Annotated in this window: 15 protein-coding genes; 9 read left to right on the forward strand and 6 right to left on the reverse strand. The window is 73.6% G+C overall.

All coding sequences use genetic code 11. The features are described 5' to 3' along the window. The first annotated feature begins 43 nt into the window (after positions 1-43). Entirely contained in the window at positions 44-1,384 is a 1,341-nt protein-coding gene (locus ACTWLT_RS22965) for a low temperature requirement protein A (RefSeq protein ID WP_445320160.1), read from the forward strand. A gap of 92 nt (positions 1,385-1,476) precedes the next feature. Continuing rightward, on the forward strand, positions 1,477-1,983 hold the full coding sequence (locus ACTWLT_RS22970) for a hemerythrin domain-containing protein (RefSeq protein WP_445320161.1): 507 nt from the start codon (positions 1,477-1,479) through the stop codon (positions 1,981-1,983). A 24-nt stretch (positions 1,984-2,007) separates the two neighbouring features. Here the strand turns inward: ACTWLT_RS22970 and ACTWLT_RS22975 are convergent, their stop codons facing one another. Continuing rightward, positions 2,008-2,418 carry a MerR family transcriptional regulator gene (locus tag ACTWLT_RS22975; protein ID WP_252419564.1) on the reverse strand — a complete coding sequence of 137 codons (411 nt, stop codon included), beginning with the start codon at positions 2,416-2,418 and terminating at the stop codon, positions 2,008-2,010. Between the two features lie 56 nt (positions 2,419-2,474). Here ACTWLT_RS22975 and ACTWLT_RS22980 point away from each other — a divergent pair, with 56 nt between their 5' ends. Next, entirely contained in the window at positions 2,475-3,473 is a 999-nt protein-coding gene (locus ACTWLT_RS22980) for an aldo/keto reductase (RefSeq protein ID WP_445320162.1), read from the forward strand. A 102-nt stretch (positions 3,474-3,575) separates the two neighbouring features. Beyond that, positions 3,576-4,475, forward strand: a complete 900-nt coding sequence (locus ACTWLT_RS22985; RefSeq protein WP_445320163.1) for a TIGR01777 family oxidoreductase — start codon at positions 3,576-3,578, stop codon at positions 4,473-4,475. A gap of 53 nt (positions 4,476-4,528) precedes the next feature. Here ACTWLT_RS22985 and ACTWLT_RS22990 read toward each other — a convergent pair whose 3' ends face one another. Then, a complete protein-coding gene (locus tag ACTWLT_RS22990) occupies positions 4,529-5,728 on the reverse strand; it encodes an extracellular catalytic domain type 1 short-chain-length polyhydroxyalkanoate depolymerase (RefSeq protein ID WP_445320164.1) in 1,200 nt (399 codons plus the stop codon). Positions 5,729-5,935: 207 nt separating this feature from the next. Between ACTWLT_RS22990 and ACTWLT_RS22995 the strand changes: the two genes are divergently transcribed. Together ACTWLT_RS22995 and lipB are read left to right on the forward strand one after the other, a co-directional pair. Further along, the gene (locus ACTWLT_RS22995) at positions 5,936-7,762 is read left to right on the forward strand and encodes a DUF6311 domain-containing protein (RefSeq protein WP_445320165.1); all 1,827 of its coding nucleotides are present in this window, start codon (positions 5,936-5,938) and stop codon (positions 7,760-7,762) included. Between the two features lie 61 nt (positions 7,763-7,823). Beyond that, on the forward strand, positions 7,824-8,465 hold the full coding sequence (gene lipB / locus ACTWLT_RS23000) for a lipoyl(octanoyl) transferase LipB (protein WP_445320166.1): 642 nt from the start codon (positions 7,824-7,826) through the stop codon (positions 8,463-8,465). 73 nt (positions 8,466-8,538) lie between these two features. Here lipB and aspS read toward each other — a convergent pair whose 3' ends face one another. Continuing rightward, the gene (gene aspS, locus ACTWLT_RS23005) at positions 8,539-9,825 is read right to left on the reverse strand and encodes an aspartate--tRNA(Asn) ligase (protein ID WP_445320167.1); all 1,287 of its coding nucleotides are present in this window, start codon (positions 9,823-9,825) and stop codon (positions 8,539-8,541) included. Positions 9,826-10,256: 431 nt separating this feature from the next. Here aspS and lipA point away from each other — a divergent pair, with 431 nt between their 5' ends. Then, positions 10,257-11,279, forward strand: a complete 1,023-nt coding sequence (lipA, locus tag ACTWLT_RS23010; RefSeq protein WP_445320168.1) for a lipoyl synthase — start codon at positions 10,257-10,259, stop codon at positions 11,277-11,279. Positions 11,280-11,341: 62 nt separating this feature from the next. Continuing rightward, on the forward strand, positions 11,342-12,949 hold the full coding sequence (locus ACTWLT_RS23015; RefSeq protein WP_445320169.1) for a hypothetical protein: 1,608 nt from the start codon (positions 11,342-11,344) through the stop codon (positions 12,947-12,949). A gap of 15 nt (positions 12,950-12,964) precedes the next feature. Here the strand turns inward: ACTWLT_RS23015 and ACTWLT_RS23020 are convergent, their stop codons facing one another. Continuing rightward, positions 12,965-15,862, reverse strand: coding sequence for an ATP-binding protein (locus ACTWLT_RS23020; RefSeq protein ID WP_445320170.1), 2,898 nt, complete (start codon positions 15,860-15,862; stop codon positions 12,965-12,967). 122 nt (positions 15,863-15,984) lie between these two features. Further along, positions 15,985-16,182 (reverse strand): hypothetical protein, encoded by a 198-nt coding sequence (locus ACTWLT_RS23025; protein ID WP_445320171.1) that lies wholly within the window; start codon positions 16,180-16,182, stop codon positions 15,985-15,987. Between the two features lie 180 nt (positions 16,183-16,362). Here ACTWLT_RS23025 and ACTWLT_RS23030 point away from each other — a divergent pair, with 180 nt between their 5' ends. Continuing rightward, positions 16,363-17,049 (forward strand): DUF4191 domain-containing protein, encoded by a 687-nt coding sequence (locus ACTWLT_RS23030; protein WP_252419554.1) that lies wholly within the window; start codon positions 16,363-16,365, stop codon positions 17,047-17,049. A gap of 96 nt (positions 17,050-17,145) precedes the next feature. On the opposite strand, the gene ACTWLT_RS23035 is transcribed toward ACTWLT_RS23030, so the two are convergent. Next, positions 17,146-17,544: an RDD family protein gene (locus ACTWLT_RS23035; protein WP_445320172.1), complete on the reverse strand. Its 399-nt coding sequence runs from the start codon at positions 17,542-17,544 to the stop codon at positions 17,146-17,148. Positions 17,545-17,795 lie beyond the last annotated feature (251 nt).

Below are 17,795 nucleotides of genomic sequence, written 5' to 3' on the forward strand. Positions count from 1 at the left end.
CGTTCCGACCTCCGGCCGGACCGGACGCTGCCAGAGTGGGACCGTGGGCGGCTACCGGCGGCGTGGACGACTGGGTCCGGCCGTCCCGATCGCTCCCGGCGCCCGGGTGGACAAGTTCGAGGTGTTCTTCGACCTCGTCTTCGTCTTCTCGTTCTTCATCATCACCCGGGCGACCGCCGCGAACATCTCCGGCCGGCAACTGCTGCACGCCGGCCTGGTGCTCGCCGTGCTCTGGTGGATCTGGGTGGTGCACAGCCTGGTCGCCACCCGGGTCCGGCTCGGCGAGGGTTACGTGCCGGTGCTCATGGTCATCGCGATGGCCGCCCTGTTCGCGTTCGCGCTGGCGCTGCCGCAGGCGTTCAACGACCCGAGGGGCGGCGCCGCCGGCCCGATGCTGGTGGCCATCAGCTACGTCGTGGTCCGGGCCGTCCACATGATCCTCTATCAGCATGTGGTGCGGGACAGCCCGCAGGAACGCCGGCAACTGCGCCGCTTCGCCCCGGAGCTGGCGCTGAGCATCGTGCTGCTGCTGGCCGCCGCCCTGATCCCGCCGCAGATCGCCGACCCCGACCGGGCCGCGATGGTCCGCGACGCCCTGTGGATCACCGTGGTGCTGGTCCAGTACGCCACCGGCTTCATCGTCGGCACCTGGGGCTGGGGGGTGACCAGCGCCGAGCACTGGACGGAGCGCTACGACCTCATTCTGATCATCGCGCTGGGCGAGTCGGTGATCTCCGTGGGCGTGGGTGGCAACCTGCTCGTCGGCAAGCCGGTCACCTGGCCGGCGGTGGCCGCCGCGACGCTCGGGATCTTCTTCACCGCCGCCCTGTGGTGGGCGCACTTCGACTTCGTCGGCCCGGCCGCCCGGATCGCCTTGCACGCGGCGGAGGGCAGCGCCCGGGTGGCGATGGCCCGCGACGCGTACGCGTACCTCTACCTTCCGATGATCGCCGCGGTGATCCTCTTCTCGATCGGCAGCGAGGAGATCCTCCACCAGATCACCGACCCGGCCGGCGGAGCCGCCGAACGGATCGAGGGGCCCGCCGTGCCGATGCTGTTCGGCGGGGTGATCTGTTACCTCGCGGCCAACCTGCTGTTCCAGCTGCGCACCCTGCACACCGTCACCTGGACCCGGATCGGCGTGCTGGTGGTCCTGGTGGCGGCCCTGCCGATCGGGCAGCACCTGCCGGCGCTGGGCGCACTCGGCCTCCTCACCGCCATCTGCGTGGGGCTGGTGGCCGTCGAGGTGCTGGTGATGTCGGGGTCCCGGCACGCGCTGCGCCGCGCCGTCTTCGAGGAGCGCACCACCCACGAGGCCCACGAGGCCGACTTCCGGGCACGCTGGCACGACCTCAGGGAACCCGACGAGCCCACCACCCCGTGACCGTCCCGGGATAGGCTACGGCCCAGCGTCGCGGTGCACCCGGCACGAAGGCCGCCGTGGGCATGGAGGCGCGGGGACAGCATGGGATCAACGTGCACCCAACCGGTTCACCGGCCGGCCGGCTCGCCGCCGTCGGCAATCAGATGATCGAGCTCCACCTCTGGCTCAGCGCGGAACTCGCCCGCCTCCGGGCGAGCCTCGACGACACCACCCCCGATGCCCGCCCGTCGCGGGATCTGCGGGCCCACTGCCTCACCTTCTGCGCCGCCCTCGGCCGCCACCACACCGGCGAGGACGGCGGCGCCTTCCGGCTCCTGGCCGACCAGGTCCCCGAACTGCGCCCGGTGATCGACAACCTGATCGTCGACCACGAGGTGGTGGCGGGAATCCTGGCGCGCGTCGAGGAGCTGCTGGACGACGCGACGGCGGTGCCGGCCGCCCAGCTGCGCGCCGAGCTGGACGGGCTGGCCGCGCTGCTGGAGTCGCATTTCCGGTACGAGGAGAAGCGGCTCGTCGCCGCGTTGAACGCGCTCACCGGCCGCCCCGGGACCGCCGAGGACCTCCTCGGCCTGACCGCGCCGCCGCGACCCGCCGGCTGACCGCCGCCCGGCCGCCCGAGCCACCTACGGCACGGGCCGGGCGGCCTCCGCCGGCTGCCCGGCCTCCGGGGCCGGGCCGGGCAGTCGCTCGTAGAAACGGATCTTCTCCCGGAGGTGGTCGTACTGACGCTGGAGCAGGCGCATCTGCTCCTCCACCCGCACCGCGTGCCGTTTCAGCAGCTCACGCCGCTGGTCGGCGGTGTGCTCGCCCTCCCGGGCCAGCTGCGCGTAGCGGCACATCTGGGCGATCGGCATCCCCGTGTCGCGCAGGCAGCGGAACAGCACCAACCAGCTCAGGTCGTCGTCGGTGAAGACCCGCTGGCCGCCCGCCGTGCGGCCCACGTCGGCGAGCAGGCCGATCTTCTCGTAGTAGCGGAGGGTGTCCAGGCTGAAGCCGCTGCGCCGGGCGGCCTCGGAAGGGGCGTAACCGCTCATGTCCCGCGATGCTAGTGCTTGACCTGGAGCGCACTCCAGGTTGGAGGCTGGCCGGCATGACGACGACACGGACGCTGGGACGCAGCGGCATCGAGGTGAGCGCGATCGGGATGGGTTGCTGGGCGATCGGCGGTCCGCTCTGGGGCGACGGTGGGCAGCCGTTCGGCTGGGGCGAGGTGGACGACGACGAGTCGATCCGCACCATCCACCGCGCGCTCGACCTCGGGGTGACGCTGTTCGACACCGCCAGCAACTACGGCGCCGGGCACAGCGAGCGGATCCTCGGCCGAGCCCTGGCCGGCCGGCGGGACAGCGCGGTGATCGCCACCAAGTTCGGCAACGTCAGCGAGGAGGCCACCCGGCGGGCGCTCGGCACCGACGCCAGCCCGGCCTTCGCGGTGCGCAGCCTGGAGGACTCGCTGCGCCGGCTCGGCACCGACCACGTCGACCTCTACCAACTGCACATCAACGCACTGCCGGTGCCCGCCGCGCTCGACCTGGTCGGCACGCTGGAGGCCCTGGTCGACCAGGGCAAGATCCGGGCGTACGGATGGAGCACCGACGACCCGGCCTCGGCGGAGGCTTTCGCCGCGGCCGGCACACACTGCGCCGCCATCCAGCACGACGAGTCGGTGCTGCGGGACAACGCGGCGGTGCTGGCGGTCTGCGACAGCCACGACCTGGCCAGCCTCAACCGTGGGCCGCTGGCGATGGGGCTGCTCACCGGGTCGACCCGGGCGGTCGGCACCGACGACGTACGTGGGCGCGCACCCGAGTGGCTGGAGTGGTTCACCGACGGCCGGCCGACGCCACGCTGGGCGGCCCGGGTCGAGCAGGTCCGCGCGGCGCTCACCGCCGACGGCCGCACCCTGGCCCAGGGCGCGCTCGGTTGGCTGCTGGCGCGCAGCCCGCGCACCGTGCCGATCCCCGGTCTGCGTACGGTCGCGCAGGCCGAGGAGAACCTGGCCACCCTGACGCTCGGCCCGCTGAGCGCCGAGGCGTACACCGAGGTGGAGCGACTGCTGGCCGACCTGCGCCCGGCCCACGCGGCCTGACCACCGGGGCCGTCCCGGTCGCTCCGGCCACCAGAATCGGCATGGTTCCCCCTCTGGAGTCCTCGCGCATCCGCCGGCGGTGTTCTGGGCGAAGATGGGGGCATGCGGATCCTTCTGGCCGGCGCGTCCGGCTTCCTCGGCACCCGACTGATCGACCGGCTCTCGGCCGACGGGCACCAGGTCACCCGGCTGGTCCGCCGGCCGGCGCGCGACGCGCGGGAGCGGCGGTGGGATCCGTCCGCCGGGCAGCTCGACCCGGCGACCCTCGCCGGGTCGGACGTGGTGGTCAACCTGGCCGGCGCGGGGGTCGGCGACAAGCGGTGGAACGACGACTACCGGCGGTTGATCCGTACCAGCCGGGTGGACACGAGCAGCACCCTGGCGACCACCATCGCCGGGCTACCGGCCGCCGACCGTCCGCGGGTGCTGCTGAACTCGTCGGCGGTGGGCTGGTACGGCAACACCGGCGACCGGGTCGTCGAGGAGGACGCCCCGGCCGGTGAGGGCTTCCTGGCCGACGTCTGCCGGGTCTGGGAGGCCGCGACCCGGCCGGCGGAGGACGCCGGGGTACGCGTGGTGCGGCTGCGCACCGGCCTGCCGCTGCACCGCGACGGTGGGCTCCTCAAGCCGCAACTGCTGCCGTTCAGGCTGGGCGTCGCCGGCCGGCTCGGCAGTGGTCGTCAGTGGCTGCCGTGGATCTCGATGGCCGACTGGCTGGACGCGGTCGGCTTCCTGCTGGACCACGACGACATCGCCGGCCCGGTGAACGTGGTGGGGCCGAACCCGGTGACGAACGCCGAGTTCACGCGCGAACTGGCCCGGCAGTTGCACCGGCCGGCGATCATCCCGATCCCGGCGCTGGCCCTCAAGGCGGCCCTCGGTGGTTTCGCCCACGAGGCGCTCACCAGCACCCGCGTCCTCCCCGGCGTCCTCACCCGGGCCGGCTACCCCTACCACCACCCCGACCTCTCCTCCGCCCTGCACGCCGCGCTGACCGAGTGACGCGAGGGCCCCTCCCGTCGGGTCGGGAAGGGCCCTCGCGCGGTGGTGGTGGGTCAGCAGCCGACGACCCAGTAGTTGGGGCCGGTCTGCTTGAGGGCGCTGGTGTAGAAGGTGTTGTAGAGGCCCATCCGCTGGTTGGAGCCGTTCGCGTACGCGTAGCCCGCGGACTGGTAGGCCCGACCGGCGGTGACGTGCGCGTAGTTGGTGGCGGTCACGCAGGTCGCCGGCGTGGTCGGCGTGGGCGTCGGGGTGGGGGTGGGAGTCGGGTTGGTCCCGCCGCCGTTGAGCCCGAAGAAGAGCGCGTCCCGGTAGGTCGAGCAGATGGTGTCGAGGAAGTACGCGCCGGCGGTGCCGCACTGGTCGGCGCCGGAGCCCGGGTCGACCGGGGTGCCGTGGCCCATCCCGGAGACCCGGTAGAGCCGTACGTCGTCGTTGCCGTACACCTCCAGGCTGGTGCCGCCGGGCAGCGACGAGGTGCTGCTCGGAGTCTGCGAGACCCCTCGCACGTTGGTCCACTGGTCGCGCGACTCGGTGCCGTTGAGCGGGGCGACCGTGGTGTCCGAGGTGCCGTGCCAGATGGCCACGCGGGGCCGCCGGCCGGTGTAGCCGGAGTACGCGCCACGGACCAGGTCGCCCCAGGCGGCCGGGCTCTTGTCCGTGCCCGGGTTCATGCAGCTGAACGCGTTGACCATGCTGGTGGCGCACCGGTACGGGATGCCCGCGATGATCGACCCGGCGGCGAAGACGTCCGGGTAGGTGGCCAGCATGACGGAGCTCATGGCCGCGCCCGCGGAGAGGCCGCTGACGAAGACCCGGTTGCCGTCCACCCCGAAGTTCGCCTTGGCGTGGTCGACCATCTGCTTGATCGACAACGCCTCACCCTGCCCCCGGGCGGTGTCGCCGGTCTCGAACCAGTTGAAGCAGGCGTTGGCGTTGTTGCCGGACTTCTGCTCCGCCACGATCAGCGCGAACCCCCACTGGTCGGCGTACTTGCGCCAGCCGGAGTTGGTGAAGTAGCCGGACGCGTTCTGCGTGCAGCCGTGCAGCAGCACCACGGCGGGCGCGTTGGCCGGCATGTTGTCCGGCCGGTAGGCGTACATGGAGAGGTTGCCGGGGTTGGATCCGAAGCTGGCGACCGCCGTGAGGCTGGCGGCCTGGGCGGGCACGGCGAGGGTGACGACGCCGGCGGCGGCGAGCACGAGCCCGGCGACCACGCCGGTCAGCCGGGTGAGCAGGGATGAGGAGCGGCGCACGGCGGCCTCCCGGGGCGGATTGTGAACTGGGTCACGGTCGAGTTGCCGAGACGTTACGTCGATGTGTCGTTGCTATGACATGGGGCACACTCACACATTCATCTTCATGAAGATGTGCTGTCGATCCGGCCCACTCGTGGAGGGTTGTGCGCCCGAAGGTTCCGTGTCTGACCGGCCGGTCCAGGTCCGGTTGGTAACGTCCGCTGCGTGCCGTCCTCCCCGTCGCTGGCCACCGGGCCCGCACCCGCGTCACCGCCGCGCGCCGCCCGGGACCGCCGGGCCGACCTGATCGTCGTGCTGGTGGCGCTCGCCCTCGCCGTCTGGGTGACCAGCGGGCTGTGGCGGGACCCGAACCTGCGCACCATCACCGTCAACTCCAGCGACCAGGCGCTCTTCGAGTGGCTGCTGGCCTTCGGCGGGCACGCGGTCACCCACGGGGACAACCCGCTCTTCACGTACCTGATCAACGTCCCGGACGGGGTCAACCTCGCGGTCAACACCTCGATCACGGTGTACGCGGTGGTCTTCGCCCCCCTCACGTACCTGATCGGGCCGCCGGCGACCTTCCTGGTGATCCTCACCCTGAACCTGTTCGCCACCGCGCTGGCCTGGTACTGGCTGCTCTCCCGGCACCTGCTCCGCAGCGGGCTGGCCGCCGGGATCGGCGCGTTGTTCATCGCCTACTCCCCCGGCATGGTCTCGCACGCCAACGCCCACCTGAACTGGACGGCCGGCTGGCTGGTGCCGCTGCTGATCTGGCGACTGTTCGCGCTGCGCCGCCCCGGACACTGGCTCCGGGACGGGGTGATCCTCGGCGTCGCGGTCGCGCTGGCGTTCTCGATCGCCGCCGAGGGCCTGTTCTTCACCGCGCTCGCGCTCGGCCTGTTCGTCGCCGTCTGGGCGGTGCACCCGACCCACCGGGACGAGGCGCGGGCCGCGCTGCCCACCTTCCTGCGCGGGCTCGGGGTGACCGCGGTGGTGGCCGGCGTGCTGCTGTCGTACCCGCTGTGGCTGCACTTCGCCGGGCCGCAGCGGTTCCACGGCACCGGGTTCGACCCGGTGATCCACTCCGAGGACATCGTGGCGTTCGCCGCCTTCCCGCGACGCTCGCTGGCCGGCGAGGCCGGGCTGGGCACCGCGCTGGCGCCGAACCCGACCGAGGAGAACTCGTTCTTCGGGATCCCGCTGCTCGTGCTCGCCGTGGTCTGCTTCGTCGCGCTCTGGCGGCGCGCCGACGCCGGCCGCCGGGCCGTCCTCTGGGCGCTGGGCGCCACCGCGCTGATCTTCACGGTGCTCTCCTTCGGCCCGGTGGCGAAGGTCGACGGGCGACGCACCGACCTGCCGATGCCGTTCGACCTGCTCGGGCAGTTGCCGGTGGTGAACGCCGCGCTGCCCGCCCGGCTGGCCCTGGTCGTCGCGCCGGTGATCGGGGTGCTGCTGGCGTACACCGTCGATCAACTGCGCGCCGCGCCACCCCGGCACCGCTCCACGGAGCTGGCCTGGGCGCTCGGTTTCGCGGTGGCCCTGCTGCCGCTGCTGCCCACCCCGCTGCTGACCCGCGAGCGGGAGCCCATCCCGCAGTTCATCACGGCCGGCACCTGGCGGGAGTACGTCTCCCCCGGCGGAGTGCTCACCCCGCTGCCGCTGACCGTGGACATCTACCCGGACGGTCAGCGCTGGCAGGCGTACGCGCTGTCGCACGGGCACGGTGAGTTCGCCATTCCGGGTGGGTTCTTCCTCGGCCCCGGCGGCCCGGACGGGCGCGGCCGGATCGGGCCGGTGCCACGCACCCTGAGCGCGCTGATGGACCAGGCCGGCCGGACCGGGCTGGTGCCGATCGTCACCGACGGCACCATCCGGGAGGTGCGCTCCGACCTGCGGCACTGGCGGATCGAGACGGTGGTCCTCGCCGACGAGGTGCACGGCGCGAAGTTCGACGTCGACGAGGAAGCGGTCCGGCGTACCGCCACCGCCCTGTTCGGGGAACCGCAACGGGTGGACGACGTCTGGCTCTGGCGCGTTCCGTCGTCCTGACCCGCCGCGGTGAGGCGGCTCACCAGGGATCGGAGCCGCTGGCGGGACTACGCTGAGGGGCGTGACGACGACGACCTCCGGCCTGACGGCCGTCCGTGCCGGCCTGCTCGAATACCAGGCCGCCTGGGACGAGCAGCGCCGCCTGCACGAGTCGGTGGTGGCCGGCGAGCGCGGCGACACCGTGCTGCTGCTGGAGCATCCGAGCGTGTACACCGCCGGCAAGCGCACCGAGCCGTGGGACCGGCCGGCGGACGGCACCCCGGTCGTCGACGTGGACCGCGGCGGCAAGATCACCTGGCATGGGCCGGGGCAGCTCGTCGGCTACCCGATCCTCCGGCTGCCCGACCCGGTGGACGTGGTCGCCTACGTGCGCCGCACCGAGGAGCTGCTGATCGACGTGTGCGCCGAGTTCGGCCTGGCCGCCGGCAGGGTCGAGGGCCGCAGCGGGGTCTGGGTGCCCGAGGACGACCGGGGGCCGGCCCGCAAGGTGGCCGCCATCGGCATCCGGGTCGCCCGGGGCGTCACCCTGCACGGCTTCTCCATCAACTGCGACTGCGACCTGACGTCCTTCGACCGGATCGTGCCGTGCGGCATCCGGGACGCCGGCGTCACCTCGCTCACCGCCGAGCTGGGCCGCACGATCACCGTCGCGGACGTGCTGCCGGTGGTCGAGCGTCGACTGTCCACCCTCGTCGAGGTCTGAGCACGTCGAGGTCTGAGCAAACAGGGCCCGGCGCACGGGCCGGGGCATCGCGCCTCGGCCCGTGCGCCTTTTCTCACGGCGTGAGGCGGTGCAGGTCGCGCGGGAACGCGGTGACCTCCCGGATGTTGGCCGCGCCGACCAGGCGGGCCACGAAGCGCTCCAGGCCGATGGCGAAGCCGCCGTGCGGTGGCATGCCGTGCCGGAACGCGTCCAGATACCCGGCGTACGGCTTGACCGGCTCGCCGCGGGCCGCCAGCGCCGCCAGGTAGTCGGCGTGCCGGTGCAGCCGCTGCCCGCCGGTGACCAGCTCCAGGCCACGGAAGAGCAGGTCGAAACCGTTCGAGTACGCCGGCCGGGCCGGGTCCGGGTGGGTGTAGAAGGGTCGCTTCGCCATCGGGTAGCCGGTGACGAAGAGGAACTCCGACCCGTGCTCCCGGCGGGCCCACTCCCCCAGGGCCCGCTCGTGGGCGGGCGCGAGGTCCGGCTCGTCCTCGGGTGCGCCGGCGATGCGCAGCGCCTCGGTGAAGTGCACCGCCGGGATCTCCGCCGGCACGGCCGGCGCCTCGACGCCGAGCGTCGCCAGTGCACCCGCGGCCCGCTCGCCCACCGCGCCCAGCATCCCGGCCACGACGTCGCGCAACACGCGCATCACGTCCCGGTGGTCGGCGACGAACCCCAGCTCCGCGTCGAGCGAGGTGTACTGCGCGAGGTGCCGGACGGTGTCGTGCGGCTCGGCCCGGAACACCGGCCCCACCTCGTAGACCCGTTCGAAGACGCCGACCATCAGTTGCTTGTAGAACTGCGGTGACTGGGCCAGGTACGCGGGCCGGCCGAACCAGTCCAGGGCGAACACGTTGGCGCCGCTCTCGGTCGACGAGCTGACCACCTTCGGAGTGTGGATCTCCACGAAGTCCCGGGCGTCGAGCGTGGCCCGGAACCCGGCCACCGCGGCCGCCGAGACGCGCAGCGCGGCCGACCGGGTGGGGTGCCGCAGCGCCGTCGGCGCGTGGTCGAGCTGGGTGGGCAGGCTCGCGGTGAGCGCCGGCCGGTACAGGTCGAACGGTGGCGGCACGGCGGGCGGGCCGAGCGGGCGTACCGTCGGGTTGGTCAGCTCGACCCCGGCGGGCGCGGTGCCGTTCGCGGTGGCCGTGCCGACCACCTCGACCACGGTTTCCTCGGTGAGTTTCTCCAGGTCGGCGCGGGCGGCCGGGTCGGTGACGACGACCTGGGCCAGGCCGGCGGCGTCCCGCACGATCAGGAACGCCACCGACTTCAGCAGCCGGCGGCGGTGCACCCAGCCGGCGATCCGCACGGTCGTGCCGACGTGGAGGTGCAGGTGGTGGGAAAGGACGCGTTGCATGGTGGGCTGCTCCTCGGTCAATCGCGACGCCTTCGCCGCCCCGGGGAGGCGAAGCGTCGCATCAGCCCCAGGGAGGTGTGGGCGAGCGGGAACCTCGCGGTGCCACCACACCTTCGCCCCCGCCGGAGCGGGAGCCTCGTTCGTCGCCTGATGACCGGGGCCAGCCGGGCGGGCTCTACTGGGCACGGGGATGAGGCCCCGCAACCGTTCTTCCCGCAGCTCGGGAGGGTCTTCGCGCACCGGCGCCAGACCGCCTCTCAGCACCGGCGGCTCTCTGGACTGGCGGGTCGGCGCGCTACTCGGCTCCGTCGTCGCTGTTGCCGGTGACGGTAGCAGCCGACCGACGTGAGTGTGACGCCTATTTTCGACCCGCCGGTGTCGGGCGTCACAACATCCGCGGCGTGATGCCGGTCGCCTGACGCACATAGACGGTGGCCGTCGGGCGTAGGCTCGTTTTCGTGACGATCGAGCACTCCGCGCCGACGACCGGCCAGGCAGCGCGCACCGCAACGGCCGCCCCCGAGGGGCGTCGGCTGCTGCGGATCGAGGCGCGCAACGCCGAGACGCCGATCGAGCGCAAGCCGCCATGGATCAAGGTCAAGGCCAAGATGGGGCCGGAGTACACCCAGCTGCGCGGGCTCGTCTCGCGCGAGGGCCTGCACACCGTCTGCCAGGAGGCCGGCTGCCCCAACATCTACGAGTGCTGGGAAGACCGCGAGGCGACCTTCCTCATCGGCGGCGACCAGTGCACCCGGCGCTGTGACTTCTGCCAGATCGACACGGGCAAGCCGGCCGAGTTCGACGCCGACGAGCCCCGCCGGGTCGCCGAGTCGGTGGTCTCGATGGGGCTGCGCTACGCCACCATCACCGGCGTCGCCCGTGACGACCTGCCCGACGGCGGCGCCTGGCTCTACGCCGAGACCGTCCGGCAGATCCACGCCCTCCAGCCCGGCTGCGGCGTCGAGCTGCTGATCCCGGACTTCAACGCCGTTCCCGAGCAGCTGGCCGAGGTCTTCGGCTCCCGCCCCGAGGTGCTGGCACACAACGTCGAGACGGTGCCGCGCATCTTCAAGCGGATCCGGCCGGCGTTCCGCTACGACCGCTCGCTGGACGTGATCCGGCAGGCCCGCGCCGACGGTCTGGTCACCAAGAGCAACCTGATCCTGGGCATGGGCGAGGAGCGGGCCGAGGTCTCCCAGGCGCTCCGCGACCTGCACGAGGCCGGCTGCGAGCTGATCACCATCACGCAGTACCTGCGCCCCTCGCCCCGGCACCACCCGGTGACCCGCTGGGTCAAGCCGGAGGAGTTCGTGGAGCTGCGCGAGGAGGCCGAGGAGATCGGCTTCGCCGGGGTGATGAGCGGGCCGCTGGTGCGCTCGTCGTACCGGGCCGGCCGGCTCTACCGGCAGGCGCTCGACGCCCGCGCCGGCGCCCCGGTCGCCACCGCGGGCTGACCCCGACCGGCCTGTCGGCCGGGCGGCCCCGTCGCCCGACGGGCGGGTGCCATGATCGTGCGATGACCGTCGGGGTACGCGAGCAGCCACGCGGCGCGGGTCGACCGCGTCCCCGGCCCGGTGCGCACCTCGGCCTGGTCGGCTGGCTCACCGGGCTGGCCCTGCTCGCCGGGGTGGGTTACCGACTCTGGCTGCTGGGTCACGCCGCGCCCGCGACGAACAGCGACGAGGCCACCACGGGCCTGGCCGCGCTGCACATCGCCCGGGGAGAGAACTTCCCGGTCTGGTTCTACGGCCAGCAGTACATGGGCACGCTGGAGGCCTACCTCGCCGCGCCGGTGTTCGCCCTGGCCGGCGGGCCGTCGCTGCTCGGCCTGCGGCTGCCCACACTGCTGCTGTACGCCGTCTTCCTGCTGCTGGCCTGGCGGTTGACGCTGCGGCTGACCGGGGACCGCTGGTTCGGGCTGTTCGTGGTGGCGCTGCTCGCCCTCGGCTCCGACCGGGTGGTCAAGAACCAGCTCATCGCTGGCGGCGGCTATCCCGAGATGAACGCCGCCGGGGTGGCGCTCGCCCTGCTCGCCCTGGACCTGGCCGCCGGCCGGCCGGGGCGGCGGCTCCTCCGCTGGGGGGCGTGGGGATTCCTGGCCGGGCTGATGCTCTGGGTCGACCCGCTGGTGCTGCCGTACGTCGTGGCCACCGGGGCGGTGCTGGTCGCGTTCCGTCGCCACGAGGTGCGCGGGGCGGCCGGGGTGCTGCTCGGAGCCGCCGCCGTGCTGGGGGCCGCCCCGCTGCTCGTACACAGCCTGCTGACCGGCCGGAACCCGCTGCACGCGGTGCTCGCCGCCGGCGGGGCGAACGCCAGCGCGGGCTGGGCGGACCGGCTGCACGGCGGGCTGCTGCTCGGCCCGCCGTTGGGCATGGGGTTCTGCGGGCCGGGGCGGTGCGCCGACTGGCAGCTGTGGTGGGCGCTGGCACTGCCGGTGCTGCTGGCCGTCGCCGCCGGCACCGCCTGGCGGGCCACGCGTCGGCCGACCACCGCCACGGTCGACCCGTCGTCCCGGGTAGCGCCGGCGATGCGGCTGGCTCTCGTGCTGGCCTCGGTGGTCACCCTCGTCGCGTACACCGTGAGCAGTGCCGCCGGGCTCACCCCGGTGGAGAGTTCCCGCTACCTGTCCTGCCTGCTCATCTCCCTGCCCGCGCTGCTCTGGCCACTGTGGGCGGCTGCCCGACGCACGACCGGTTGGACGCCACTCCGTACGGTCGCGCTGGTCGTGCTCGCCGCCACGGTGGGCACCGCCGCCCACGCCACCTGGGGCGCCACGCAGACCGCCCCGGCGAGCAGGGCCGCCGAGGCCCGGCACGCCGAGCTGGTGACCACCCTGCGGCAGCTCGGCGTACGGCACGTGCTCGCCGGCTACTGGACCTGCAACCGGCTCACCTTCGCCAGCGCCGAGGACGTGGTCTGCGCGGTCGTCGACGACACACTGTGCCCCGGCTTCGACCGTTACCCCGCGTACCGGCGGGAGGTGGAGCGGGCGGCGGCACCGGCCTGGGTCGCGCCGGTCGACTCACCGCTGGCGGCCCGGCTCGACGACCGGCTGCGCGCCGCCCCGGGCAGCCTGGACCTGGTCACCGTCGACGGCTGGCGGATCTACCTGCCCCGCGCCTGACGGCCGGCGCGCCGGTCAGCGAGGTACGGCCGGCTCGGTGAGCAGGCCGAGGCGGTGGGCCAGCGCGGCGGCCTCCACCCGGTTGGTCACACCCAGCTTCGCGATGATCCGGGACACGTGCACGCTGGCCGTCTTCGGCGAGATGAACAGCCGCTCGGCGATGCGGCTGTTGCTGTGTCCCTCGGCGACCAGGCGCAGCACCTCCCGCTCCCGAGCGGTCAGCAGCTCGGCGCCGGGGCCGACCTGACCCGACCCGCGCAGGCCGACCCGGCGGGCCAGGACGGCGGCCGACTCGGCCAGCGGGATCGCACCCAGCCGCCGGGCGATCTCGGCGGCCTCGGTGACCGCCGCCGCCACCTCGTCCCGCTCGCCGCCGGCGGCCGCCGCCTCGGCCAGCGCCAGCAACGCCCGACCCAGCGGATACGGCTGCCCGTCGACGCGCCACGCGTCCACCGCGGCCCGCCATGCCGGCAGCGCCTGATCGCCGGCCGCGAGCAGCGCCGTGACCTGGGCGGCGTGCGCCCGCGCGGCCGGGTGCCGGGCGGGCAGGTCGGCGGCGAGCGCCGCGACGGCGGCGGCCAACTCCCGGTCGCCCACGCGGGCGGCCGTGCGGGCGGCGGCACTGAGCACCGGCCAACCCTCGCGCGGCATCCGCGGCAGACTCTCGTCCGCCAGCGCGACGTGGGCCACCCGGACCGCCTCGACCTTGTCGTCGGCTGCCAGCGCCGACTCGATGCCCAACTCGTGCAGCGGTAGCCGATGGTTCGGCCACAGGTAGGGCCGGCCGAGGAAGGCCAGCGCCCGACCGACCGTCTCGTCGGCGCCCGGGTGGGCACGGGCCAGCCGCAGCCCGGCGGCCAACTGGAGCCAGTGCAGCTCGGTGACGCCGGACAGATCGATGCGGGCGGCCTCCGCGCACACCGCCGCGGCCTCGTCCCACCGGCCCAGCGCGATCAGCGCCTCGGCCCGGTTCGACAGCAGGTACGCCCCGGTGGATCGGCTGATGCCCACCCGGCGTGCCTCGGCCACGCCGCCGGCGGCCGCCTCCGCGGATTCGGCGTAGTGGCCCAGCTCGCAGAGCACGTCCGACTGGTACACCTTGGCGAGCACCAGGGTCGGCGCGTCCCCGGCCGCGCGGGCCACCGACTCGGCGCGGCGCAGCTCTGCCAGCCCTCTTTCGAGGTCCCGCTCGCCGTGGCAGAGCAGGGCGATCCGGGTGGGCATCAGCGCCAGGTCCGCGCCGATCGCCTCGGCGTCGGCGCTCGCCTCGGCAGCGACCTGCGCCGCCTGCGGGGGGTCGATCCGCACCAGGTGCGCGGCGATGTCACCGAGCAGCCGTACCCGCTCCACGCCGGCCGGGCCGCCCACCGCCAGCCGGTACGCCTCACCCAGCTCCCTGCTGCCGTCGCTCTTTCCGAGCAGGGCCAGCAGCCGCCCCCGCTGAACCAGCAGGCGGGCCGCGCGCAGTGGCGCGCAGTCGGCGTCCACTTCGGCCAGTGCGGCCCGGGTCAGGGTGATCGCCCGGCTGAAGTCACCGGCCGTGACGGCCGCGTCGAGGGTCTGCTCCAGCAACGCCAGGTGGTCCATGCCGAGCCGGTCGGCGGCGTCGGGCACCAGCTCCCACAGCTCGAGCACCCGCTCCAGCAGTCGGCGCTGCTCCGCGTACGCGTACCGGTCGGCGGCCGCGGCGGCGGCGACGTGCGCGGCGGTGAGCGCCCGGGGGTGATCGTGCGCGGCGTACCAGTGGTGAGCGATCTCGGCCGGGGCCCGGCCGGCGGCGACGAGGTGGGGCTGGGCCTCGATGGCGGCGGCGAACCGGGCGTGCAGCCGGGCGTGCTCGCCGGGCAGCAGCTCGTCGTGCACGGCCTCGCGGACCAGCGCGTGCCGGAACTCGTAGTCGCCGTCCGGGTCGGCCACCACGAGTTGGGCGGCCACGGCGGCGCGCAGCGCGTCCTCCAGTTCCGCGTCCGGCAGCCCGGCGACCTCGGCGAGCAGGTCGTGGGCGAAGCGGCTGCCACCGGCCGCGGCGATCCGCAGCACCCGCTGGGCCGGCTCCGGCAGCCGGTCCACGCGGGCCAGCAGCAGGTCACGCAGCGTCTCGGGAAGTGCCGCACAGCCGAGCGGGTCGCCGGCGACGGCCAGCTCCTCGATGAAGAAGGGATTGCCCTGGGTGCGGTCGTGGACGTCGTCGACGGCCCGGGCGGCCGGTTCGAAGCCGAGCAGGTCGGCGAGGATCGCGCCGGTGCCGTCCCGGTCCAGGCGGCCCACCTCCACCCGCTCGACGCCCCGGGCCCGGTCCAGCTCGGCCAGGAAGGGGCGCAGGGGATGCCCGCGCTGCAGTTCGTCGGTGCGGTAGGTGCAGACCAGCAGCAGCCGACCCGGCCGGGCGGCTCGAACCAGGAAGCCGATCAGATCCCGGGTGGAGCGGTCGGCCCAGTGCAGGTCCTCGATCGTCAGCACCAGCGGCCTGTCGTCCGCGAGCCGCTGGAACAGCTCGGCGACGAGGTCGAACAGGTAGCCGCGCGGGGCGTCGGTGAGCGGCGCGGCGACCGGTGCCGCCTGCGCCGCCGGTGCCCGGCCCAGCTCGGGCAGCAGTCGGGCGAACTCCGCCTCGTAGCCGGCGAAGACCTCGGCACCGTCGGCGCGCAGCACCGCGCGCAGGGCGGCGGCGAACGGCGCGAAGGGCAGGCCCGCCTCGCCCAGCTCCAGGCACTGGCCCACCAGCACGCGGGCACCCGTGTCGGTCGCCCAGCCGGCGAACTCCTCCAGCAGCCGGGTCTTACCCACACCCGCCTCGCCACCGACCAGCACGGTGGTCGGTTCCCCCGCCCGGGCGCGGGAGAGGGCGTCGCGCAGCGCCGCGCTCTCCCGGTCGCGGCCGACGAGGACGGAGCTGGCGGCACGTACGGTCACGGGAACGAGCATGCCATGACGGCCGCCGCCACCGGCCCCGCCGATCGGGCGGTGACCGGGCGGCGGGGCCGTCTCGGCAGGCGCGGCACCACCGGCCGGTGGTGCCGGCGGCACGGTCACGATCACCGGCGGGCATCGCTGCTGCGGGACACCTGCTGGTGCCGGCCCAGCCAACCGTGGCCGACGCGACGCGCCAGCGACCTGGCGAGCCGGTCCGCCGCCGCCTCGGCGCGCAGCTCGGCGGCGTGCGTGTGGTGCAGGGAGAGCAGGAATTCCGCGTCGTTGCCGAACATGTCGGGCTCCTTCAGGGTCGTCGTCATCTGCTGACCATGACTCTTCGCCTGAAGGCCCCGACCGGGCATGAGCACACCGCCTGATCTTCCCCGGCGCCACCCTCCTTACGCGCCCGCCGGAAACGTCTGAGGCGACGTAAGGTACTCAGCCGGCCGGCACCCGGACGCGGATCAACGGAGCCGGCGGCGCCCACTAGACTCTGCGGCATGGCAAAGCCCCAGGAGAAGGTCTCGTTCGGCCAGCGGCTGAAGCAGATCGGGATGGTGTTCCAGTTCACCGCCAAGCAGGACCGGTGGTTCGCGCCGCTGGTCGCCGCCGCGGTGCTCATCCCGCTCGCCCTCACCGTGGTCGCGGTCATCCTCTGGAGCTGGATCTGGCTCCCGATCGGCATCCTGTTCGTCCTGCTCGCGGTGCTGATCGTGCTGAACCTGCGGTCCAACAAGGCGATGATGAACGCCGCCGAGGGGCAGCCCGGCGCGGCGGCGCAGATCATGGAGAACATGCGCGGCGACTGGCGGGTGACCCCGGCCGTCAGCTCCACCACGCAGATGGACATGGTCCACCTGGTGATCGGCCGGCCCGGCGTGATCCTGCTGGCCGAGGGCAACCCGCAGCGGGTGCGTGGCCTGCTCGGGCAGGAGAAGCGGCGGCTGTCCAAGGTGATCGGCTCCGCCCCGCTGCACGACTACGTGATCGGGCAGGACGAGGGCGAGCTGCCGATCCGCAAGCTGCGCACGACGCTGCTGCGCCTGCCCCGCGCGCTCTCCGGCAAGGACGTCAACTCGCTGGACAAGCGGCTCAAGGCGCTCACCGCCCGGCCGCAGATGCCCAAGGGCGCGATCCCGAAGAACATGCGGCCGCCGGGCACCTTCCGCCAGTCGCGGGGCCGCTGACCCCTGCGGTACGCCCCAGAGAGCCGGACCCCACGGGTCCGGCTCTCTGCTGTCGGCTCCACCGCCTCCCCGACCCTGCCGGCGGTCCCCCGCGTATCAGCGGCGGGGCGCGTCGACGATGACCGAGTCGGTGAGGCGGTCGTGCAGGCCCCGGCGGTGCTCGTCCATGATCAGCGCGGGGACGACGAGGGCCAGCAGCAGGCCCCGGATGAGCCCTCGGAGCAGCCCGATCCGGCCGCCGTCGGCCCAGCCCACGCAGCGGATCCTCGTGATGTACATGCCCGGCGTCTGGGCGAACAGGCCGAGGAAGATGGCGTACACGAGGACCAGCACCAGCACCGGCGCCCAGCCGTCACGCACGGGGTCGGCGAAGATGTTGGCCGCCAGCAGGCAGAGCACCCAGTCGATGATCAGCGCCCCGAACCGCCGACCGAGGCTCGGCGGGGTGAAGGTGGCGTCGGTGGCGGGCGCTGCCGGGGCGTGCGGATTGGTCACAGCGGTCAAGGGTATCCGCGTCGGGATTTCGGCTTCCGGGTGCCGCCCACCGCTCCGTGCTGAATCGGGCCAATCGCATCAGATGTCTTTACACTGGCGCAGTCGGTACGGCGTTCGCGGCAGGCCGAGGGCGGTGGGAGTGCGTCGCTGACGCTCCGCGAGGGACGTAACACGGCAGAAACACAGGAGACACGGCCGGGCAACCCCCCGGCCATAGCGTCGCCAGAAGCCTAGCCACCCAGTGGACGTGC

The sequence above is a fragment of the Micromonospora yongxingensis genome, from assembly GCF_052601155.1.